Below are 21,973 nucleotides of genomic sequence, written 5' to 3'. Positions count from 1 at the left end.
ATTTTTGCGAAGCTTAAGCGAAATTCTCGTGGGGTGAGACTTCGATGATGCCGGGGCCAAGGAACCGGTGTGAAAGGAGAGCAAACTTCTCCGGGTCGCCGGTGGATTCAAAAGTCCTGGTGGCGGGGCCGTCGGAAAGCATGTCCGTTTCGCTCAACACCTTCAGCACATCCTTGGCGGTCTCTTCCGCGCTGGAGACGAGGGTGACATTGTCGCCCATCGCGAGCTGGATGACGCCCGACAACAACGGGTAGTGCGTGCACCCAAGCACGAGCGTGTCGACGCCTGCGGCCTGCAATGGAGCCAAATAGGCTTCCGCCACGCCGAGGATCTGGCGCCCCGATGTAATGCCACGCTCGACGAAGTCCACGAAGCGCGGGCACGGAGCAGCGACGCATTCGATGTGTGGTGAAGCGGCGAACATGTCCTGGTACGCGCCCGAGTTGATGGTTCCTAGGGTGCCGATGACGCCGATTTTGCCGTTGCGGGTGGTGGCTACTGCGCGTCGTACAGCAGGCAAAATGACCTGGACGACGGGGATGTCGTAGCGCTCGCGGGCGTCGCGAAGAAATGCAGCGGTGGCGGTGTTACAGGCGATGACGATCATCTTGCAGCCACGTTCAACGAGTTCGTCGGCGATGCGCATCGCGTGCTCGCGGACCTTCTGGATAGGCAGTGGGCCGTAGGGGCCGTTGGCGGTGTCGCCGATGTAAAGGATTGACTCGTTGGGGAGCTGGTCAATGATGGACCTGGCGACGGTGAGGCCACCTACTCCGGAGTCGAAAATGCCAATGGGCGCGTCTTTGGAAATCATATTGAGTTCAATACTAGCCCTGCTACATCAGGCGCTGCCCCAGGCGCTTCTGCTCCCGCTTCTGGATCAATTCGATCGGATCATCCGAGGTAATGACTGCGCCGGCAACGAGGCCACCAATCGCGCCGAAAAGGTGCGCCTGCCAGCTGATCCCCGGGGTGTTCGGGAACATGCCCCAGATGTATCCCGCGTAGGAAAACGCCAGCACAATACCGAGGGCGACCTGCCCAAAGTGGCGGTTAAAAATGCCGCGAATGATCAGGTAGGCCAGCCAGCCGTACACCAATTCAGAAGCGCCAATGTGGTTCGTGCCTGGTCCGCCAGTGAGCCAGGTGCCGAGGCCACCAATAACGATGGTGAAGAGGGTTACTTCGGCCACCACGCGGTTACCGCTGATGCCGATGAGGAAGATAAACAGGGCGCCCGGAATGCTGTTGGAAATCAGGTGAGCGAAATTGAGATGCAGGAATGGGCTGGTAAAGATAAACGGCAGACTGCTGAGGTCGAGAGGATGCACACCAAATGCGCGCAAGTATCCACCGGTGAGGATCACCAGCAGATGGACGATCCAAATCACCGCGAGGTAAGTGATCGCCCAGTTGAAGCCACGCTTCAAAGCGCGGTCACGTTTAGGCGGGGAGGCTGGGGCGCTGGAAGAGTTGTACATCGCGGACTCCTGAATCTGCTCACGGTCGCACCCCAGCCTATTACAGCCCCTGGGTTAGAGTGACTCTTCTTCGTCCCAGACCATCCGGCTGTGCTCATCCCCGCCCAGCTCAGGTCTGTAGACCAGTTCTTCCTCTGTAGTGGGAGCAAACTGCGCTGTCAGGCTAATTCCAAGAGTCAGCACCAGCGCTGTCACCACAGCTACCAAGGCCAAAGCGTACGGCTTCTTACTTTCCCCGATATGCTCGTTGGCCAGGTAAATGAAGCTTTCCATTCCCAGCTCGGCGTCGCTTTCACTGTCGAGCCGCGCGTCGTAGCACCGGCGCTTGCGGGAATCGCCGAGGACATGCCTGATGGCCATGAGTTCCTCGCGGCCACCGCGGTTGGTCCAGGTGTGGCAGGCGATGCGCTCGTCGATAAGCTGCGCGATCTCAGCGGAGGACATGGTGCGCTCGATGCCCAAGATGTCGTAGGCATCGTAGCGGTAAACCGTGCTAGCCATGGTCGGACGCATTCTGGACTGGTTTGGCGTCCAGCCACGCGCGCACCACCGGGAAGACTGCGCAGACGATAACAGCGAAAATCAGCAGGGTGTTGATCCAGTTCATTCCCTGGATAACAAAACCGCCCGGAAGGAGGGATTCGCCTTCAGACTCGGCCGCTGCGAGGGCACTTAGGAACATCAAAAAGGCGATCTGGATAACGAACCAAATGAAGGAAATGGCAGGAATCATGATCTTCGCAGAGCTGTTGTGGCCTCGGAGCACGACGATTCCAGACCAGATGTACTGCAGTACGCACATGCCCACCAGGAGCATGAAGAACAGCATGAGCGGAACAACCAAAATTCCGAGGATGTTTCCCAGCTCATCCATGATGCCGGACAGCGTGGACGAAGAAGAGGATGACGAGGAGCTGAGCTCCTTCTTGAATGCGCTGGTGAATTCACCGATGCCGAACATCCACACCATGAAACGGATCAGGTTCAGGCCAGCGATGACGAAGCACAGGATGGCGAGGACCTTCACCATCGTTGGCGAGCCCTTCCAGGACTCACGCAGCCCAGCGTTTGCCGGCAGTGGCTTGCCGACGGCTTCCGCTGCGATTTTCGTTTGGAAGTTGCCGAGCGCCTGCTGCGAGAACTGCTTCGCGCTGTCAAAGGAGGTCGTCTTTGGCGCGGCCCATGGGTTGTGCGACGCGAGCTCACGCAGCTGCTGGATGCCGATCTCCGGTCCGGTTGGGTCCGCGAGCATGCGGTCGTAGGTTTCTCGCTTGGTTGGATCTCCGAGGATGGCACGCGCAGTCAGTGGCTCTTGAAGTTCAGCCTGGTGATCCTGGATTCCCTGAGCACGCAAGGTAGCGATGCGGGAATCGAGCTGAGCCGCGAGATCTTCTGTAGAACTTGCGGTGGAAAGGCTGAGAGATTTGTAGAGATCGTAATGCGCCATGCAAATCATCCAATTTCTTTAGGAGATATTTGTGAACACATTCAACGTTATCTGTGCTTCATCGTAAATGAGGCACTTCCAGAGCCCTATCCCCACCCATTTGGGTTAGTTTTTGGAAAGAATTGTCCTAAAGAACTACACAAGATCTCGATAACAACTGAGCCCATACCCATTGGCTGCGTGTATCACCGCATCCACAATGGCTGCACAGACCGCATCCGCGGATGCCGTGGACAGTGCAATCATCTCTTCCGTACTAACCCCGCTGCCAGCCCCGGTAGACAGCGCGAACAAAGTATCGCCGTCCAATGGCGAATGAGCTGGGCGAACCGCTCGCGCCAAACCATCGTGTCCTGTCATCGCTAGCCGCTTTGCCTGCGCCTTCGTCACCGGCGCATCCGTAGCGATAACACCAATGGTCGTGTTGAGCTTGGTTTCCAGGCCCTTCAACTGGGCAAACCGCGCCTTATCGACGGCCTCCCGGCCCGGATCTCCCCACAGCCTGCCGGTTTCCTTATCGATCACCGCACCAACGGGATTAGCCACCACGCCGGCGGCCACCGTGTACTGCCCAACCTTCACCGACGCCTGACCAAAACCGCCCCGAATTACGCCCGCAGTAGCGCCACAGCCGGCACCGACAGATCCCGAGCCCGATACTTCGTCTTCAAAAGCTGTCTGAACAGCCAGATACCCGTCCTCTGCTGTCGGCCGATGCTTCGCATCCCCGACCAACAGGTCAAAGATCACCGCGCCCGGAACAATCGGAACCCGAATGTCCCCCACCACTTGGAATCCAATTCCGCGTTCCTCCAAGGCCCGCATCACGCCGTCCGCGCTGGCCAGACCGAAGGCTGAGCCACCAGAAAGCACCACCGCATGCACTCGTTCGACCGTGTTGTGTGGTTCCAGCAAGTCAGTTTCCCGAGTGCCCGGGCCACCGCCCCGCACATCGACGGCAGCGACGGCACTATCAGGAGCCACCACCACTGTCACGCCGGTATCCCCCAAACTACGGTGACCGACGCGGAGGCCGGGGACGTCGCAAAGCACGCTACAGCTCCCCCATCATGGCTTCGAGCAGCGATTCCTGGTTGTATGCCAGCCACTGCACGAGCATGTCCCGATCCTCAGCCTCACCCTCGGCACCGGAAAGCTCACCGGAGGCCAGGTACAGGCGAATGTCATTGAGTCCAGCGAGCCAAGCGTGCACCTCGGCTTCAGTTGCCGTCACATGTACGCCACCATCGGGTCCGAGAGCGTTGGTGATGACCTGGAGGTTTTCCAGCTTCGCACGGCAAATATCATTCTCGTGCAGGGATCGCAGCAAGGAGTTATCCCCCTCAAACTCCTCATCGCCCTGCATCTCAAAATCAGGCAACAGGCGGGCAAGAGCAGGATCAGCCGGGGCTTCCTTATGTCCCGATGCCATGCCAGTGAGCTCTGCCAACTCATCCTTCGGCGCAGTTTGGCAACGATTAATCAGCACCTCCGCCACGGCAGCTGCCATATCGCCCAGGACTTCCCGCTCCATTGGTTCAAAAGTAACGGTGTATCGAGCACCCTTGAGCAGGGACTTCTTCTTTTTCCACGGATCCATAACAGTTATCCCGCCTGCTGCATCGTGGCCCACAGGCCAGCCGTGTGGAGCTTCTTCACGTCGCCCTCAACCTTGTCTCGCTCACCAGTACTCACCACGGCTTTACCCTCAGTGTGCACCTGCATCATTAGCTCTGTGGCACGCTTCCGGCTCATGCCCAGGACAGTCTGGAACACGTAAGTTACGTAGCTCATGAGGTTGACCGGGTCATCCCACACGATGCACATCCAAGGCAGGTTCTCGCTGGTCATCACGTCTACATCAATGGCTTCCTCCAACTCTGGAGTAGCCATGGGCGCCGACGGGGTGCTCATCATGTTCATGGGTACCCAGCTTAGTAGGTCTATCTGAAAATCCGCTGGAGTTACGGGTGGTGGTAGCAAACTACAGGCAATAGATCCAGGACGAGCAAAACCGCACGCCCCACCGCCCGGAAAGAGTGCACTAAGATTGCGATTGTGACCTCTTCAACACCTTCCAAGCATCCGAGCTCGCTTCCATCCGATCGCTCGACTTCCCTGCTCACCGATAAGTACGAGCTGACAATGTTGGAGGCCGCACTGGCGGACGGCACTGCGCACCGTCAATGCACCTTCGAAGTGTTTTCCCGGCGCCTTCCCAATGAACGACGCTACGGAGTTGTCGCAGGCACAGCCCGCGTCCTTCATGCTGTTGAGGACTATGTCTTCACCGAAGACCAGTTGGAAGGCCTCGATTTTCTCAACGAGACGACCCTGGATTACCTGCGCAATTTTAAGTTCTCCGGGCATATCGACGGCTACCGCGAAGGCGAACTCTACTTCCCTAACTCCCCGATCCTGACCATCCGCGGCACCTTCGCAGAATGCGTGATTTTGGAGACGGTCATCCTCTCCATCATGAACGCAGACTCCGCAATTGCATCCGCGGCTGCACGTATGGTCACGGCAGCTGATGGTCGCCCGATCATCGAGATGGGCTCTCGTCGCACCCATGAGTACGCGGCGGTCACCGCTTCCCGAGCTGCCTACCTCGCTGGATTCCAGGCAACCTCGAACCTTGAGGCGGGCCACCGCTATGGAATTCCAGTGTCCGGCACCGCAGCACACTCGTGGACCCTTGTGCACGTCAATGAAGACGGAACGCCGAACGAAGAGGCAGCGTTCAAGTCCCAGATTGCTTCCCAGGGGGTTGGGACGATCTTGCTGGTCGATACCTTCGACATTGAAAAGGGTGTGGAAACCGCCATTAGAGTGGCAGGACCAGAACTCGGTGGCGTCCGTATCGACTCCGGTGACCTCGGCATCCTGACCAGGCGCGTGCGCAAGCAATTGGATGATCTCGGCGCGCACAACACGAAGATCGTGGTCTCCAGCGACCTGGACGAATTCGCGATCGCGGGCCTACGTGGCGACCCCGTCGATATTTATGGCGTCGGCACCTCCGTGGTCACCGGCTCCGGCGCACCAACCGCAAGCATGGTGTACAAGGTCGTTGAGGTCGACGGCCACCCCGTCGCGAAGCGCTCGTCCAGCAAGAAGTCTGTCGGCGGCGCAAAGCGTGGCTTCCGCGCATGCCGCAACACGGGCACCGCGGTCGAAGAAATCGTCACGCCTTTCGACGCTGAAGCTCCGAAGATCGGTTCGCTGAACGTTCGGCCACTGACTGTGCCACTGATGCGCGACGGACACCCTGTCGCCGACTTGCCGACACTCGACCAATCACGCGAATACCTGGCAGCTCAGCTAGTGTCGTTGCCATGGGAAGGCTTGGCACTTTCTCGTGACGAGCCCGCACTGTCCACCCGATTCGTCGGATTCTAACCACCACCACTCAAAAAATTGCGAACTTCGGGAACCTTTCACCCAATCGGCGCATCTTACTGATAGGTGAGCTGTTGGTAGATGGTTCAACCGCAACAACGCACATTCTTTGATCTGGTGGAACGGAGGTGACACACATGAGTAACGACATCGATCTTGCTGCCGACTTCGCTGATTCCGGCGCAGATACCCCCGTACTCCCACCATTGGAGGAGCTGTACGGGCAGGACGCACTACCTGAGGACTTGGATTTGGACGCAATGCTGAGCATCGCAACCGACCCCAACACTCCAGCTCCGGAAGGCGATCTCATCCCGAATGATGACTATGCGCCATCGGCTGACGACATGTTCGCCGATGAGCCATACGACTCACTGGACGATGATTTCCTCCCCGACAGCGCTGAGCCAGAAGCCTTCGATCACCAGGACGACGATCCCTTCGCTCCCGCAGGCGACGAAGACCCCGGCTCCAGCCTCGACGACATCGATCCGGGGGTATAAGCCATGACGGACATTAACCTCGCAGGATTCGACGACACCACTCCTAACCAAGCAGAACTGCTCGCTCGCGCCCAAGCTGGCGACGAGCGAGCTTTTGCTGCCCTCGCCAAGGAAGCCTCCGGCCGCATGTGGGCCGTGTGCCTCTCGATCACCGGCAACCGCCACGACGCCGAAGACGCCATGCAAAACGCCCTCACCGCGGCCTGGCAAAACCTGCAGCGTTTCGACGGCAAAGCCAAATTCTCCACCTGGGCCTACCGCATCGCCTCCAACGCGGCACTCCAAATCGTCCGCAAGCGCCGCGAACTCCCCGACGACGAAGCCGGCATGGACGAAGTCGCCACCGGCTCCGCAGTCGACGAGCAGGTCACCGCGTCAATCGTGGTCAAGGAAGCCCTCGCGCAGCTTCCCGACGAATTCCGCGAATCCCTCGTCCTACGCGAATACGGTGGCCTGAGCTACCAAGAAATCGCGGACCAGCAAGGCATCCCAATCCAAACCGTTAAAAGCCGAATCAACCGGGCGCGCACCCGGTTGCTGGAGGCGCTGCGCGAAGCAGGCGTCGCGGAGGCATAAAAACATCCCTCATTTGGACGGCTTTCCTGGCGTTTTGCCCAGGAGGAACGGTCGAAATGGGGGATGTTTTTCAGTTCAAGGGAAATCTTTCCCGTATTTGGACAAGCTCACCTGGGGAAATGCTCAGAAACTGGCTCAAATACGGGATGTTTTTCCTTACTTCTTGATGAAGCCGAAGTACTGCGCCCAGTCGCTGATTTCTTTGTCGGTCGGCTTAGCGTAGTTGTCCCACACCATCAGGTAGTTTTCCTTCTTGTACCAGACAACGATGGAGGTGTAGCCGTCGTTTTCTACGGCGACGATCTCCGGCTTTCCGCCCTTGCCCTTCTGGAATTCACGAATCTTGCCACCCGAACCATTCATGGCGTCGTAGACCTGCTTTGCGGTGTCACCTGTGAACACTTCGAAGTTGTTGGTGTAGTAGTTGGAGCTGCCCGGAGCGTTTGGAAGGTCCTTGACGAATTGGCAGCTGCGGGATTCCTTGTCCTTCATCCAGCTGACGGAGGAGTAGGACTTGGATGGATCGTTGCAGTCGGAGACCTTGTCCAGGAATGCAGCCGGCATGATGTTGGCGGTTTCTGGTTCAACGCGAGCCAGGTGGTCCTCGTCCATTTGTGGCGTGACTTCAAACTTGTCGTTTCCGCCGATTAGCTTTGGCACGGCGACAAGGCCAAGAATGAGGACGAGGCCCGCGGCGCCACCAATGACCCACTTCTTGATGCCGGATCCACCTGGCTTGGGAAGCTTAGCCATGTTGACCATTGACGATGCCTGTGGCTGTTGCTGCGGCTGCTGTGGTGGGTTCGTGTATGGGTTCGCGCCAGAGGTTGGGGCTGCGAACAGTGGGTTGGCTTGCGGAGCAGTGTGGGTGGTGGCACCGTCCGCGCCTGCGGTGAAACCACTGAGGGTCGCGCGCAGTGCGCCACGGGAGACCACGGTCTTTGGGTCGTCGAGACGCTCGACCTGCCCAACCTGCGCGAGACGGTTGTGGACGTGCGGGATGCGGGAGGAACCGCCGGTGAGGTACAGCGGAGTTTCGGAGCCCTGGACGCCTGCCTGTTGCAATGCGGAGGCAGTGAGCTCGACCGCGCGGGTGACAGCGCCCTCGATGATGTTGTTGAACTCTTCGCGGGTGAGCAGCAGATCGCGTTCGCCCTGCGGGGTGGTAATGGTGATGGATGCCGAGGAGGCGTCGGAAAGCACTTCCTTGGCCTCTCGCACGCTCGACTCCAGGGAGTGCATGACTGAGGCTGGGGCTTTCTTGATGTAGTCGGCAAAGTCGGGGTCGTCGAGTTCGATCTGGGAGATCACCCAGCGGTACATCAGGTTATCCACGGTGCGACCACCCAGGGTGTTGTCACCCTTGGCGGACACCACGCGGAAGTTGCCATCCGGCTGTGCCTGCAGCACGGCAATGTCGAGGGTGCCGCCACCGAAGTCGAACACTGCAACGTGCTTGCCAGCAGGAATCTGCTGTTGAGCCGCATAGTGGATCGCGGCGGCGCGAGGCTCCGAGATGGTGCGGATTTGGTCGTCGACAAGCCCGGCGCGACGAGCCGCGGACAGCAGCTGGCCGAGTGAGTGCGCGGACCAGGCTTCCGGGTGAGTCAGGGTGACGGTTGCCGGATTGGTGCCGGAGTGTTGGGACTTTGCTTGTTCGACGGCGTGCTTGATCACGGCAGCAACTAGGTCCAGCTGCTCGACTTCGCGGCCACCGAGCTGCACGCTGTCGTGGTCGATGAAGCGCTTCGGCGACATCATCAGGTTTGCTGGGTCTTTGCGCCCCTGCATGAGAGCGGTTTCACCGGTGAGTACGTCGCCCTCGTGGTAGAAAACCGCTGAAGGCAGCAAATTCGAGCGGTGCGTCAGGGCGACCGCCTCGATGCTTCCCGACAAAGGCGCAGTGTGTGCGGCCGAAGTATTGCTGGTGCCAAAGTCAATGGCGAGGTGCCAAGCGTCATTCATGCGAGCGATTCCTTTGGTAAGTAAGTCAATATCAGCTGTGTAATGCGCCTAGGGCGACTTTTGTTCCCATTTCCATTGCGGGGTTTCGGTGACAATTGGTGCTGGAGTGTCGTTCCCCGGCACCTGCCCACCTAGGACGAAGAACCACACCGCTACCCCACCCGCGAGTAACACGAGGAAGGCAAGCAGTGGTCCCAGCCAGCCCCGCTTCTTGGGTTCGGGCGGCGGTGGCTGTCCAAACTGAAGATCGTCCTGGTAGGGGTTGTACATCACGTACCTCTTACATGAAGCCGAAGAACTTCAGGTAGTCGTTCTCCTTGCCACGGAAGTTGGTTCCGGTGTGGGAGGTCACCAGCACCTTCTGGTCTGGGTAGTACACCATCCAGTCTGGGCTGTTGTCCTGCGGGTTCTCGTAGCCGATGTTGATCTCAGGTTTGCCGTTGCCGGCATCCTGGATCTTCTGTGGCTTGATCTTCTCGTTCTTCTGGATGTCCTGGTACGCGGTCTCTGCGTCCGCGCCGACGAAGATGTACTTGGAGCCGTTGTAGGCGATCTCCTTCTCAAACTCGCCGAGCGCGCCGTAGTCCATCAGGCAGGAGTAGTGCATCGCGTTGGTGCCCTCCACCCAGGTGGTGCCGAACTTGTCGGTGCGCTTGTCCAGGCAGCTGCGGATCTTGTCCGCGAACTCTGCTGGCAGCACGTCCTTCGTGCTTGGTTCGCGGTTGAAGATGTGTCGTTCGCTCTTCGTCGGGTCGGTGGTGCCTGGGTCGTAGACAGGCTGCTGCTTGCCGCTGGAGGTTGGCTTCGAAGAGCTGGAGGATGCGGAAGAGGAAGGCGCAGTGGCAGAGGAGGCCGTCGTTTCGGTGCCTCCTGTGTTGGTTGGTTCGTCGTCCTTGCCACCCAGCATGTTCACCAGCAGCACGGACACCAGCGCTCCCACGACAACGACGCCGAGTAGCGAGAACAACATGACCTTGCTGCCGGACTTCTTCTGTGCTCCAGCAGCGACCGGGCCGCTTGCCGACGGCGCAGCCTGGCCACCCATTGGCGAAGCAAACGCCTTGGTGTCATTCGCTGGCGCGTTGCCATAAGGGTTTCCACCAGCAGGTGCCTCAGGAGCGCCATATGGGTTCTGCTCGAATGGGTTGCCCGGAACCTCAACAGGGGCAGTGTTTCCTACCGCGGGGTTAACCGCGGTAACTGGGGCGCTACCTGCGGTGAAACCGCTGAGCGTTGCGCGCAGCGCACCACGGGACACCACGGTCTTCGGGTCATCGAGCGTCATCACAGTGCCGATTTCACCCAAACGGTTTTGCACGTAAGGGATGCGGGAGGAGCCACCGGTCATGTAGATCGGCGTATTGCGCTCGTCGACGCCTGCCTGCTGCAATGCCGCCTGGGTCAGCTCGACGGCGCGGGAAATGGAATCTTGGATGATGCCGTTGAACTCATCGCGGGTGATGAGTACGTCGCGCTCCCCCTGCGGTGTGGACACGGAAATCGTGGCCGAGGACGTATCCGAGAGCAGTTCCTTGGACTCACGGATCGCTTCTTCGAGTGAGTGCATGACGGACACCGGTGCGGTGCGCACGTAGTCAGCAAAGTCTGGGTCATCGTGTTCCAGCTGGGTCAGCACCCAGCGGAACATCAGGTTGTCTACTGTGCGGCCGCCCAGCGAGTTATCGCCCTTGGCAGCAACTACGCGGAAGTTTCCATCTGCCTGCGATTCAAGCACCGCAATATCAAGCGTGCCACCACCGAAGTCGAAGACGGCAACGTGCTTACCTGCAGGAATATTCTGCTGGGCAGCGTAGTGGATCGCTGCTGCGCGTGGCTCGGAAATGGTGCGGATTTGGTGTGGCTTCGCACCTGCCTTCTCCGCGGAACGCTTGAGCTGATCGACGGAGTGTACGGACCACGCCTCCGGGTGGGTCAGCGTAATGGTTGCCGGCTCAGTACCCGCGTGCTGGGTGCGGGCACGATCCAGAGCTGCAGAAATAACTGCCGCTACCAGTTCCTGCGTATTGGCATCATGTCCACCGAGCTGAACCACGTCATGATCGATGTAGCGCTTCGGCGAAAGCAAAAGTTTGGATGCGTCGCGACGGCCACGCAGAAGTGCGGTGTCACCTGCAAGAACTTCGTTGTCCTCCAGGTAGACAGCGGAAGGCATCAGATTGGAGCGATGGGTGAGCGCCACAACTTCCACTGCACCATTAAGAGGAGCTGTGTGAGCAGCTGAGGTATTGCTGGTGCCAAAGTCAATTGCAAAATGCCACTCTTGGCTCATGCTTTCACATCTCCAAACCTGAAATTATTACTCTTTTAGGGACTAACGAACCGATACTAAACCATTTGTTTCATGCAGGCAGGGCGAATGAAAAATCAGCTCATAGCCTTCAGCGCCGCCTGATAGGCCACAACAAGTCGTTCGCGCGCCTCGTCTTCAGCTGCAGAAAGCAGTCCCATGGCCATGTTCTGCATCTCTCCGAGCCGCCGCTGGAGTTCCATTTTCACCTGCTCAGGTGGTGTTTGTGGCGGAAGGTCCACCACTTCCGCTGCCGTGCGGGCCGCAATTGCGGAACGCAGTGGCATGAGCAGATTGGAATCAGGGGTAGCGGCGTAAGTATTTCGGTAGCTGCGGTACAACATCACGAAGTGCATGCCCGGCTGCGCAAGGGTAACCGACTGCACCCAACGCACGTGATCCTTGTTGGCAACGCTTCCGGCCAATTCATCGAGGAAATCAAGCATGCGGACCGCTCGCTGCAGCACTGCGAAGTAGCTAATCTCTCCGGTCAGCACTTCCGTCAAGCGGTTGATGCCCGAGCGCTCGACCATCCACTGCATCAGGCCGACAGCCCCTTGGCGGGCTGCGATGTCACGGCCAGCGATGATGCCGTACTCGCCTACCGTATCGAGCAGCATGTCGCGCATCTGTGCAGTAAAACCAGGAACAATGACGGAAGGATCCGGCAGCTCGATGACGTCGAGAAGCTGCTCGCGGCCGAGCGGGGCAAGCATCGCGAGGGTGCGCGCAACCTCGCCGGTGACGCGTCCGACCAGCGCAGATTCCGCCATCAATCCAGAAAGTGGCAGCACCTGAGAAACAGAGTTCTTCAGTTCGCCGGCGATCGCCATGGCGTGTTCGCGCGCGTAGTCGAGAGGGTCGCGATGCCCGAACGCGCCTTCGCCGAAGGAATCGGCGCGCGAAAGCAGACCGATCGAGGTCAGTGGCGTCATTCCCAGTTGCGAAAGGAAACGCTTTTCGTCTTCGCGAGGAGCGGAATCGGAAAGGAACACCAGCGAGTCCGCCCAGGAGCTGGCGCGCTTGGTGTCTTGTTGGCCATCGACGAGGACGCGGCGGGTGCGCGCCTCATTTTCGACGGTCAGGGTTGCCGTGCCAGGAGTGTCAATGAGGGACAGTCGCCTGAGCTGGGCGTTCGGCAGAAACTGCTCGATGTGGTCGACCTGATCGAGGGGCATTCCCAGGTCCTTGAGTGGGCCGTTGCTGAGCGGGATACGCTCGACTTGACCGTCCATGCGACGAACTTCGGCGCGGGCCGGTGCGCCGTCAAAGTACATGCTCACGGCCATGGTGCATTCCAGAGTGCCTGTGGCCGCAATGTCGTGCTGTGTCAGTGCGTTGACCAGCGTGGATTTGCCGGACTTCAGGCGGCCGACGATGGCCACGCGTGGCGGACGAGACACCATTTTCCGCAGCTCAGTGGCATGTTCCGCGAGGTCGGGTCCACCTTGGGCCAGCGCGTCAGTGGCTTGGGTTAGCAGGGTCGTCAGCGCAGCAATCGAAGCATCACGTGACGTATCAACAGTCTGGTTCATGGTCATTGTTACTGTCCCTTCACCTGGGCCTGAACAGCCTGTTTCTGCATTTCAAGTTCTCGGATTGTCGCGGAGACGATGTCGTGATTCTTTTGCAGGCGCATCACGCGCTGTTTGCGCTCCGTTTCAGATTCCTGCGCAATTCGGCGCGCTTCCTCGATCTTGCTCTGAATTTCACGCTGCTTGGTGCGCAGATTCGAGCGGTGGCGCAGCATGATTTCGGTGCGGGCGTTGGTGATGATCTGGTCGATCATGCGCATCGCGGAGGAACGGGTGGTCGCCTGCATTTCCCTAATCCACGTGATCAGGTGCTGCTTGCCATTACGCATGGCGCGGTAAGCCAGGTTCACGCCGACCCACACGCCGCCAAAGACGGGTCCTGCCAGGGCGACGGTACTCAGTCCCACAAAGCCGACCAGTCCCGCACCCATGACACCCATGGTGAGCACCGCGGGATCGACCAGATCCTTAGACTTCTTGTCCACTTCCCTATTAACGATCTCCGCCGGCATCAGCGACGCCATGATGCTGCCCATCACCTCGCGGGTAGAGAGGTCATCTTGCAGCAGATCGCGACAGCTTCGTTCAACGTGCGTCAAAATCGCAGCCACACTGTCTTCCAGGATCTTCCTGAGTTCGATTTCAATCTGACTGGTGAATACCTGTGGCTTGCTGCGAAGCACACGCATACCGTCGGCATTAACTCGGTCGGTCCAGTTGATGCGCAGCTGTTCCAGATCACGGTCGAGCTTGCCGGAAATCTCATTCCTAGCCAGGGAAATGTCGCGCTGGAAAAGCTGCTCCCACTCGCTGGTGTCATCGCGGAAGCGCTCCAGTCGGGCGCGCTCTTCCTCAAGCTTGGCGACGGCATCCGACGTTGCCGAGTTCAGTTCAATATCCTGCGCAATGTCCTTCTTGATGCCCATCATGGTGATGCGCATCGTGTCGAGGGCGCTGGTCAGGCCAATGCCCGTTGAGGAGGCAAGTGCTTGGCGAATGCATTTGCGCAGGTCAGCCATGCCGGATCGGGCGTCGATAAGCGCGCGGCGCTCGGGGTCAGTTTCTTCCATGGCATCTAGGGCGCGGAGGCTGGAGACACCAACCACCGGGATTTCGAGGCCGAGGTGCTGGGTGATGAGGCGACGGTTGTCGTCGACAATGGAGCGCCACCTGCGGATATTCTTATCCGTTTTGGTGACGGCCACGATGACGGAGCCAACTGTCTCGCGGGCACGACGCAGGATGTCCATTTCCGGCGAGGTAATTGGAGTGGAAGCATCACACACCATCAGCAGCACGCCAGCCTGGCGAGCCTCAGTGAGAGCCGCGGTGATCGCGTGCTCGTCGAGGCCGCCCACACCTGGGGTGTCAATGACGGTGACGTTGCCCAGCCCGCCAAACCCAACGGTGATTTCCGCGGCGGTTGGCAGTAGCTTGGCTGCCTCTTCAGTCGATTCAGCGCTATCAATCTGCTGGATCGACTGGTGCGTCACCCACTTCGGCAGGTCAGCGACCGGAATATCATCTTTGTGATCGCCACGAACCAGTTGGCAGCGTGGCTCGTCTTCCCATTCCGTGCGGGCAAGTACACGGATGGGGGCGGAGGTACACATCAAAACGTCGACCGGAAGCAGGTTCCGCTGCCCCACCAACGCATTAACGAGAGAGGATTTTCCTCGCTTGATCTCACCAACAACGACGACGGTGCCCGCACGAAATTTCGCATCCATGAGGGTCACTGCATGATCAGCTGGGCCCGTACGTCCGTACTTGCGCGCGATTTCAGCAGCTCGGACCACAGATTCCTTCGGCCCACGCTGCCTGGTCTGATTTACCGGTGCAGTCACTCTAAGTTCACTTATCCTACGTATCAAATGTGGTACTCCCGGAAGGAAGTACCCCCGTTCGGGCGATTCCTACATTGTTGCTGAAATACACGTTCAACGCACGTTTTATAGCCCGTAATTCAGGAAATAATACGCATTATCTACCCCCGCGGAACATATTCGAGAGTTGCTGCATTCCATAAACGACAGGACAGAAACGAAGTCCTGAACGATACTAATCCCAACACCGATGGCAATGACCATCAACACAGAAAGGTAAAACCAATGTCTGATTACAACAAGAACGCTGCAGAGTCCAACACCGAGAACGGTGTTCCAAACAAGTTCGAGTACACCGACGCTAACGGCAACAAGGCTTACGCTGACATCCTCGGCGCACAGGACGCAGACTTCGACGGCAAGCAGGACACCTTCCAGGTGGACATGGACAACGATGGTCGCGTAGACGGCACCGTTACCGACTCCAACGAAGACGGCCGCGTCGACCGCATGGACATGGACTTCGACAAGGACGGCATCACCGACACCGTCATGGTTGACAACGACAAGGACGGCTCCATGGACCGAGTCTCCGTGGACGCTAACAACGACGGTCTGATCGACACCCACGTAGAAGACATCGACGACAACAACCGCGTCGACAAGATCGAGATCGACACCGATGGCGACGGCGTCACCGACACCAAGATCCGCGACTTCAACGAAGACGGCAAGGTCGACGCAGTGTCCTACGACACCGACGGCGACGGCAAGACCGACGTTGACCAGTACGATCACAACGAAGACGGCATCATCGACAGCACCAACGGCCAGGGCCAGATGTCCGGTATCCAGGAGAACCTCGGCAAGCAGGCCTTTGAAAAGGGCCTCGGTGGCAACTCCGAGCCACAGGCTTCCGACGTAGCTCCATCCGCAGCAGCCGGCGCCGGCGCTGCAGGTGCAGGCGCGGGTGCAGCAGCTGCTCCTAACGCTGCAGCTTCCGAGGCACCTGCTCAGGAAGCACCAGCTTCCGAGGCACCAGCTCCTGAGGCTCCAGCAGCTGACGCTCCAGCGGCAGCTGGCGGCAACCGCGAAGCAATTGACCAGGACAACGACGGCAAGATCGACGGCGTCCGCATCGACACCGATGGCGACGGCTACCACGATGTTCGCGCCTACGACCGCGATGGCGACGGCAAGGTAGACAGCGTTCACACCGACCACGCTGACGGCACCGGTGGTGTCTACCACCACGACACCAACGCTGACGGCACCGCTGACTACACCTCCGGCGACACCATGACCCCAGCTCAGGAAGCCCTCGGCAACCTGCTCGGCGACAACGTCAACGATGTTGCTGCTGGCGGCACCGGCGCACCAGCCGCAGCTCCAGCTCCAGCTCCAGAGGCACCAGCCTCCGAGGCACCTGCAGCAGCAGCCCCAAGCACCGAGAACGCTCCAGCTGCAGCAACCAACACCGCTGGTGGCAACGTGATCGACCTGGACGGCGACGGCTACAACGACTCCCTCATCTCCGACACCAACGCTGACGGCAAGGCTGACGTCATCGAGTACGACTCCAACGCTGACGGCACAACCGACACCGTCTACGTCGACGGCAACTACGACGGTCGCATCGACGAGCAGCACACCGACACCGACCACGACGGCATGACCGACACCCTGCTCGCTGACGAGGACTTCGACGGCTACGCAGACGTCCAGGGCTTCGACACCAACGACGACCTGGTCTACGACTCCTACCAGGATGTCACCTCTGACCTCGCCCCAACCATCGACATCGACATGAACACCGGTGCAGGCTCCATGGACGGCGCAACCGACATGGCTTAACCACCAACGCAAAACGGCCGACTCCCACGACATGTGGGGTCGGCCTTTTGCATTTCCCTACGCAACAAAAGCAAGGCACCACTACGGACCGCTTAAAGCTAAAGTGAATGGGAAGCTTCCAGCCGCCTTTTAAAGAGAAAGACCCAATGTCTGACACTTCTGCGCCCTCAACTGGTGAATTGCTTGCTGCCGCGGTGGCGGCGCTAGGCGGAACGCGTCGAGAAGGCCAAGCAGCGATGGCTGACGCCGTTACTCGCGCGATGGAGCAGGAGCGGCACCTCGCGGTGCAAGCCGGCACGGGCACCGGTAAGTCGCTGGCCTACCTGGTCCCTGCCATTCGGCACGCGCAGGAAACGGGCTCCACCGTGGTGGTGTCAACGGCAACGATTGCGCTGCAAAGGCAGCTCGTCGAGCGAGACCTGCCACGGCTTGCCGAGGCGCTGGAACCGCTGTTGGCTAAGAAACCCACGTTCGCCATCATGAAGGGTCGCCAAAACTACCTCTGTCTGAATAAGGTGGCGCAGTCAGCGGCATTGGATGACCAGGCCCTCATCGAGGAAGAAGACCTGTCGTGGCTCGGAGCCCACATCAAGCGACTGCACGATTGGGCCGGGGAGACGGAAACCGGCGACCGAGACCACCTCGAACCCGGCGTACCCGACCTGGCATGGCGCCAACTCAGCGTCTCAGCGCGTGAATGTTTGGGCGCGCCCCGCTGCCCGCATGGCGAAGACTGCTTCGCGGAAAAGGCCCGGCAAGCAACCAAAGACGTGGATGTCATCGTGACTAACCACGCGCTGCTCGCGATCGACGCGCTCGCGGACATCAATATCCTGCCGGAACACGACATCGTCATCATCGACGAAGCCCACGAGCTCGACGGCCGCATCACCGCGGTGGCCAGCAACGAAATATCGGTCGCCTCCCTCAACCTCACTGCCAAGCGCGCCGGGAAGTTGGGTGCCGAGGGGCGCGAGGAAAAGGTTACCGAGCTAGCCAAGGAGCTTGACGACGTCTTCGACATCGCTCCAGAAGGCCGCTGGAAATCGATGCCTGAGCCCGCTCAGCACACGTTGATTGCTCTGAAGGATGCACTGTGGTCCCTCCGCGAAACGATTTCTCGTGCGCCGGATGGCGAGGCCTCGAATCAGCCGGAGCGCTACGCCGAACGCCAGTCACTTGCTAATCACCTGACTGACATTCACGACGCCATCATCCGCATTCTGGAAGTGTTTGCCCAGTCTGATCCAGCCCAACACACCGACGTGGTGTGGCTGAGCAAAGAGGGGCGCCGTGGCAATATCTTGCGCGTCGCTCCCCTCTCCGTGGCAGGTTTGCTCCACAGCAGGTTGTTCGCGGAAAACACCGTGATTCTCGCCTCGGCAACGCTGACAATCGGTGGCAATTTTGATGCCATGGCTGCCAGCTGGGGCCTGGCCAAGGGAACCTGGGACAGCCTCGATGCTGGTACTCCGTTTGATCCTGCAAAGTCGGGCATTTTGTACACGGCGCAGCACCTTCCTGATCCAGGTCGCGACGGTGTCACCCAGGAAACGATGGACGAGATTTACGAGCTCATCATGGCTGCGGGTGGCCGAACGCTGGGGTTGTTCTCCTCCCGGCGCGCGGCCGAGCAGGTGACCGAGCAGATGCGAAAGCGTTTGCCATTCGATGTCTACTGCCAGGGTGAGGATTCAACTGGCGCGCTCGTCGCAAAGTTTGCAGCCGACGAGAACTCCTGTTTGTTCGGCACGCTCACGCTGTGGCAGGGCGTGGACGTTCCGGGCAGTGCGTGTTCGCTCGTCATCATTGACCGCATCCCGTTCCCGCGCCCGGATGATCCACTGTTGCAGGCCCGAAAAGAAGCGGCAGACGCTGAGGGACGCAATGGTTTCATGGAGGTGGCGGCCACGCATGCTGCTTTGCTCATGGCCCAGGGCGCGGGGCGATTGCTCCGCCATGTCACCGACCGAGGCGTAGTTGCAGTGCTGGATAATCGACTAGTGACCAAACGATACGGATCTTTCCTCCGCCGATCCATGCCACGGTTCTGGGAGACGACGGATTCAGCTACCGCAAAGGCAGCTCTCAAGCGACTGGTGGCACAGTGAGCGACCTTTACTCAACTATTTTCGGTGGCAATCTACCTGAGACCACCGCCATGATCACCGGCGAGCGACGCATCACCTACCCTGCGCTGGCCGAGCTTATCGACGACATCGCGGCGCAGCTCTCAAGCCACGGCATCGGACCTCGCCACGTGGTGGGCATCCAACTAGGCAATGGCATCGATTTCGCGGCCTGCTTCCACGCAGTGCTGAAGATCGGCGCGGTTGCTACCCCGCTGCCACTGCATGTGAAGGGCGAGGAGCTGTCCGGACTGCTCACTGTTGTGGGCGCCAAGCTCCTGATCACCGAGGAAAACCTCTCCATGTGGATGAAACCTCGTGGCTCGCTGGTGTCCCCATCGCCTGACATCGAGCCGGAACAGCTCGCGTGTTTGCCGTTTTCTTCGGGCACCACCGGAACACCGAAGGCCGTGATGCTGCCCCACCGTGCGCTAGCATCGAACGTGACACAGTTCGCCGAAGTGCTACCGCTGACGGCTGGGGAAACTTGCCTGTCGATGCTCCCCTTCAGCCACATCTACGGACTCACCGCTCTACTCAACGTCCCGCTTTACCTGCGGGCACGCATCGTGGCGGAAAACTTTGAAGCCGGACGATTCATCTCGGTCCACCCCGAGGAACAGGTCGGACTCACGTTCATCGCACCGCCTCTCGCGCGGTTACTCGCCGATTCCCCTGCAGTGCAACCGGCTGACTTCCACGCACTTCACACCATCATTTCCGGGGCCGCACCACTCGACCCGGCCCTGGCAATCCGAGTCCAAGACCGATTGAACGTGAAGGTCAGGCAAGGTTTCGGCCTCACGGAGACCGCGCCGGTTACTCACCTAGCGTGGAAAGACGGCACGGATATTGCCTCGATCGGGCATCCGCTGCCTGGGACGTCGATAAGCGTGCGCGACCCCGAAACGCTCGACCCCGCAACCGAGGGCGAAATGTGGGTGCGTGGGCCGCAGACGATGCAGGGCTACCTCGGTGACCCGGCCGCCACCGCCCGCACGCTTGTCGACGGCTGGGTGCGCACCGGCGATATGGTGCGGGAGAATCCGGACGGCTCGTTTACCGTGGTCGATCGTCTGAAAGACATGATCAAGTACCACGGTTTTCAGGTGTCGCCGGTGAAGTTGGAGCAGCTCATCATGGAGATGCCAGGCGTACGCGATGCTGCGGTGACGCGCGGCATCGACGAGCTGGGCGAGGAACAGCCGGAGGCCTATGTGGTGGGAAATGTTTCCCCAGCCGAGGTCATGGGATTCGTGGCAGCTAGGGTGCCCGGCTTTGAAAAAGTCCGGGCTGTGCACCTAGTAGAGGCGATTCCCCGTTCCGCTGCCGGGAAGATTCTGCGCCGTGAGCTGCCTAAACTTCGCCACCATGGCGAAGGATAGGAAGGGCGCGGTTAGCAGGTAGGCCAGGACCAAAATGACGTTCTCCACCAAGCGTGTGAGGAAAACGACGCCAATGGTTTTCCAGGTCTCCCCTGCCCGGGTGGTCGTGAGGGCGAGGGACGCCGTGAAGCCACCGGCAACTCCGCGAGAGGTAGCGGCAGCGGTGGCAAACATCGTCAGGTAAGCGACGATGAGCGTCCACAGCGTCACGACCATAGCTGCTATTGCCCAGGTCAAGCTTGGTTCCACCTGCTTCACGCCGGAGTAAATGCCAAACGCAAAAAATGGCCCAAGCGCGAGAGATTTGGAGATCAGGTACGCGCAGGCTGGAGCACATGCGCCCCGTGGGTTGAAACAACCTGCAAAAGTAACAGGCCTACCATCCAACATTTCCGCTGCTCGAGCATGGAAAATACCCAGGTACGCGGTAGAGATGAGCGCGATCCCCAGCACCAAGGCGCCGACCGCGAAGGGGGCGACCTTGTTGAGCTCGCTTTGGGAAAGCTGCGCAACTTCATCTAAGTAGAACAGCAGACCAAAGTAGGCCGCGAATAGCACTATGTAAGCAAGACCCCACAATGCGGTAGCCGAAACAACGGACGCCGCATTGCGAGAAACCATTTGGATCGCCGCTTCAAAAGGGCGCTGGGGCGCGTTACTGTGCACGGTTCTGGACTGGTCCCTTAGTAGCAGTTTGGAATGCGTGCGTTAGGCCAATGATCATCACCGGGAACGCAGCGACCATGCCGATAAGCAGGACGAAGCTACCGACCATCATGACGATCGAAGCCAGAATCATCAGCAACAGCGTCTGCACGAAGTTCTTGGTGGCGATTTCAAAAGAAATCTTGAAAGCAGCCATGATGTCGTCGTTTGGGCGAGCGGCTGCAGCAACAATCGCGAAGTAGAACAGGAAGCTCGCCACGATGCCGGCAACTAGGAAGAAGTTACCTACTTGGACGACAAGCTGCACCAGAATTGCAACGCCAATGACCTTGCCCACTCCCTGGAATTGGAAGAAGTCCCCCACCGTCACCGGAGAACCAGCGACAGCCTTCACGGAAACCTTGGACATGACCGCGTAACCAACCGACCATGCCGCAACTGCGACGAGCGCGAACATCATGAAAATCATGAACGCCCCAAGTGGGAATTCATCGCTGTACGTTTGGGAAGATTCAACAAGAGCCATAATCAGCGGAATGTAACCGATGATAAAGATGACAAATCCAATTCCGCCCCACACCAGCGCGCCAACGATCCACGGCATTGGATTTTCCTTGAAAACCCGCCAGCCCTGGGTCATGGAGTTCATGGCGTCAAAGGCATAAGGATTCTGTGGCTGGAACTGCTGGTAGCCCTGCTGCTGGTAGCCCTGTTGGTATCCCTGATTCTGTGGCTGCCCATACGGGTTTTGTTGGTAGGCATTTTGATCGCCTTGCGGGTATTGCCCCGGCGAACCAAACGGGTTAGTCACGACTTTTGTGCCTTTCTAACATGAACATTGGACCTTGACAGAGTACCTAACTGGGCCCTCGTTCGCATGGGAAAAGTATATTTAT

The 21,973-nt window shown here is 59.2% G+C and carries 19 protein-coding genes; 6 read left to right on the top strand and 13 right to left on the bottom strand.

Annotated features, from left to right (window positions below):
* Positions 1-13: 13 nt before the first annotated feature.
* From murI to clpS, 7 genes are all read right to left on the bottom strand, one after another.
* The gene (gene murI, locus WG939_RS08435; RefSeq protein WP_339984697.1) at positions 14-814 is read right to left on the bottom strand and encodes a glutamate racemase; all 801 of its coding nucleotides are present in this window, start codon (positions 812-814) and stop codon (positions 14-16) included.
* A 22-nt stretch (positions 815-836) separates the two neighbouring features.
* The gene (locus tag WG939_RS08430; protein ID WP_339984695.1) at positions 837-1,481 is read right to left on the bottom strand and encodes a rhomboid family intramembrane serine protease; all 645 of its coding nucleotides are present in this window, start codon (positions 1,479-1,481) and stop codon (positions 837-839) included.
* Between the two features lie 54 nt (positions 1,482-1,535).
* Positions 1,536-1,982: a hypothetical protein gene (locus WG939_RS08425; protein ID WP_339984693.1), complete on the bottom strand. Its 447-nt coding sequence runs from the start codon at positions 1,980-1,982 to the stop codon at positions 1,536-1,538.
* Complete coding sequence (locus tag WG939_RS08420) at positions 1,975-2,928, bottom strand: hypothetical protein (RefSeq protein WP_339984691.1); 954 nt, start codon at positions 2,926-2,928, stop codon at positions 1,975-1,977. The genes WG939_RS08425 and WG939_RS08420 overlap by 8 nt, the downstream gene beginning before the upstream one ends.
* 135 nt (positions 2,929-3,063) lie before the next feature.
* Positions 3,064-3,981 (bottom strand): P1 family peptidase, encoded by a 918-nt coding sequence (locus WG939_RS08415; protein ID WP_339984689.1) that lies wholly within the window; start codon positions 3,979-3,981, stop codon positions 3,064-3,066.
* Position 3,982: 1 nt separating this feature from the next.
* Entirely contained in the window at positions 3,983-4,528 is a 546-nt protein-coding gene (locus WG939_RS08410; protein ID WP_339984687.1) for a DUF2017 domain-containing protein, read from the bottom strand.
* Between the two features lie 5 nt (positions 4,529-4,533).
* A complete protein-coding gene (clpS, locus tag WG939_RS08405) occupies positions 4,534-4,842 on the bottom strand; it encodes an ATP-dependent Clp protease adapter ClpS (protein WP_339985231.1) in 309 nt (102 codons plus the stop codon).
* Between the two features lie 144 nt (positions 4,843-4,986).
* Here clpS and WG939_RS08400 point away from each other — a divergent pair, with 144 nt between their 5' ends.
* The 3 genes from WG939_RS08400 to WG939_RS08390 all read left to right on the top strand — a co-directional run bounded on the left by WG939_RS08400 (position 4,987) and on the right by WG939_RS08390 (position 7,409).
* On the top strand, positions 4,987-6,330 hold the full coding sequence (locus WG939_RS08400; RefSeq protein ID WP_339984685.1) for a nicotinate phosphoribosyltransferase: 1,344 nt from the start codon (positions 4,987-4,989) through the stop codon (positions 6,328-6,330).
* A gap of 137 nt (positions 6,331-6,467) precedes the next feature.
* The gene (locus WG939_RS08395; RefSeq protein ID WP_339984683.1) at positions 6,468-6,833 is read left to right on the top strand and encodes a hypothetical protein; all 366 of its coding nucleotides are present in this window, start codon (positions 6,468-6,470) and stop codon (positions 6,831-6,833) included.
* A 3-nt stretch (positions 6,834-6,836) separates the two neighbouring features.
* A complete protein-coding gene (locus tag WG939_RS08390; protein ID WP_339984681.1) occupies positions 6,837-7,409 on the top strand; it encodes an RNA polymerase sigma factor in 573 nt (190 codons plus the stop codon).
* Between the two features lie 156 nt (positions 7,410-7,565).
* Here WG939_RS08390 and WG939_RS08385 read toward each other — a convergent pair whose 3' ends face one another.
* The 4 genes from WG939_RS08385 to WG939_RS08370 form a co-directional block, all read right to left on the bottom strand.
* The gene (locus tag WG939_RS08385; protein WP_339984679.1) at positions 7,566-9,374 is read right to left on the bottom strand and encodes an Hsp70 family protein; all 1,809 of its coding nucleotides are present in this window, start codon (positions 9,372-9,374) and stop codon (positions 7,566-7,568) included.
* A 280-nt stretch (positions 9,375-9,654) separates the two neighbouring features.
* On the bottom strand, positions 9,655-11,664 hold the full coding sequence (locus WG939_RS08380) for an Hsp70 family protein (protein ID WP_339984677.1): 2,010 nt from the start codon (positions 11,662-11,664) through the stop codon (positions 9,655-9,657).
* A gap of 95 nt (positions 11,665-11,759) precedes the next feature.
* Positions 11,760-13,223 (bottom strand): GTPase, encoded by a 1,464-nt coding sequence (locus WG939_RS08375; RefSeq protein WP_339984675.1) that lies wholly within the window; start codon positions 13,221-13,223, stop codon positions 11,760-11,762.
* Positions 13,224-13,225: 2 nt separating this feature from the next.
* Positions 13,226-15,064 (bottom strand): dynamin family protein, encoded by a 1,839-nt coding sequence (locus WG939_RS08370; RefSeq protein WP_339984673.1) that lies wholly within the window; start codon positions 15,062-15,064, stop codon positions 13,226-13,228.
* 264 nt (positions 15,065-15,328) lie between these two features.
* On the opposite strand from WG939_RS08370, the gene WG939_RS08365 reads away from it, so the two are divergent.
* The 3 genes from WG939_RS08365 (at position 15,329) to WG939_RS08355 (ending at position 20,411) form a co-directional block, all read left to right on the top strand.
* Positions 15,329-16,897 (top strand): hypothetical protein, encoded by a 1,569-nt coding sequence (locus WG939_RS08365; RefSeq protein ID WP_339984671.1) that lies wholly within the window; start codon positions 15,329-15,331, stop codon positions 16,895-16,897.
* 146 nt (positions 16,898-17,043) lie between these two features.
* Positions 17,044-19,008, top strand: a complete 1,965-nt coding sequence (locus WG939_RS08360; RefSeq protein ID WP_339984669.1) for an ATP-dependent DNA helicase — start codon at positions 17,044-17,046, stop codon at positions 19,006-19,008.
* The gene (locus WG939_RS08355; RefSeq protein WP_339984667.1) at positions 19,005-20,411 is read left to right on the top strand and encodes a class I adenylate-forming enzyme family protein; all 1,407 of its coding nucleotides are present in this window, start codon (positions 19,005-19,007) and stop codon (positions 20,409-20,411) included. The genes WG939_RS08360 and WG939_RS08355 overlap by 4 nt, the downstream gene beginning before the upstream one ends.
* Here the strand turns inward: WG939_RS08355 and WG939_RS08350 are convergent.
* Positions 20,328-21,032, bottom strand: coding sequence for a hypothetical protein (locus WG939_RS08350; protein ID WP_339984665.1), 705 nt, complete (start codon positions 21,030-21,032; stop codon positions 20,328-20,330). The two genes, WG939_RS08355 and WG939_RS08350, sit on opposite strands and share 84 nt — an antisense overlap.
* 34 nt (positions 21,033-21,066) lie before the next feature.
* Positions 21,067-21,888 (bottom strand): hypothetical protein, encoded by an 822-nt coding sequence (locus tag WG939_RS08345; protein WP_339984663.1) that lies wholly within the window; start codon positions 21,886-21,888, stop codon positions 21,067-21,069.
* Positions 21,889-21,973: the final 85 nt, after the last annotated feature.

This window comes from Corynebacterium sp. H130 (assembly GCF_037572395.1).
Lineage (GTDB): Bacteria > Actinomycetota > Actinomycetes > Mycobacteriales > Mycobacteriaceae > Corynebacterium.
This window is presented reverse-complemented; position numbering and strand designations above follow the sequence as displayed.

Bases quoted from the DNA above. Each gene is read 5' to 3' on its own strand.
- WG939_RS08410 (WP_339984687.1), bottom strand. From the start codon at position 4,528: ATGGATCCGTGGAAAAAGAAGAAGTCCCTGCTCAAGGGTGCTCGATAC.
- clpS (WP_339985231.1), bottom strand. From the start codon at position 4,842: ATGAGCACCCCGTCGGCGCCCATGGCTACTCCAGAGTTGGAGGAAGCC.
- WG939_RS08390 (WP_339984681.1), top strand. From the start codon at position 6,837: ATGACGGACATTAACCTCGCAGGATTCGACGACACCACTCCTAACCAA.
- WG939_RS08385 (WP_339984679.1), bottom strand. From the start codon at position 9,374: ATGAATGACGCTTGGCACCTCGCCATTGACTTTGGCACCAGCAATACT.
- WG939_RS08375 (WP_339984675.1), bottom strand. From the start codon at position 13,223: ATGACCATGAACCAGACTGTTGATACGTCACGTGATGCTTCGATTGCT.
- WG939_RS08380 (WP_339984677.1), bottom strand. From the start codon at position 11,664: ATGAGCCAAGAGTGGCATTTTGCAATTGACTTTGGCACCAGCAATACC.
- murI (WP_339984697.1), bottom strand. From the start codon at position 814: ATGATTTCCAAAGACGCGCCCATTGGCATTTTCGACTCCGGAGTAGGT.
- WG939_RS08420 (WP_339984691.1), bottom strand. From the start codon at position 2,928: ATGGCGCATTACGATCTCTACAAATCTCTCAGCCTTTCCACCGCAAGT.
- WG939_RS08350 (WP_339984665.1), bottom strand. From the start codon at position 21,032: ATGGTTTCTCGCAATGCGGCGTCCGTTGTTTCGGCTACCGCATTGTGG.
- WG939_RS08365 (WP_339984671.1), top strand. From the start codon at position 15,329: ATGTCTGATTACAACAAGAACGCTGCAGAGTCCAACACCGAGAACGGT.
- WG939_RS08395 (WP_339984683.1), top strand. From the start codon at position 6,468: ATGAGTAACGACATCGATCTTGCTGCCGACTTCGCTGATTCCGGCGCA.
- WG939_RS08360 (WP_339984669.1), top strand. From the start codon at position 17,044: ATGTCTGACACTTCTGCGCCCTCAACTGGTGAATTGCTTGCTGCCGCG.
- WG939_RS08430 (WP_339984695.1), bottom strand. From the start codon at position 1,481: ATGTACAACTCTTCCAGCGCCCCAGCCTCCCCGCCTAAACGTGACCGC.
- WG939_RS08425 (WP_339984693.1), bottom strand. From the start codon at position 1,982: ATGGCTAGCACGGTTTACCGCTACGATGCCTACGACATCTTGGGCATC.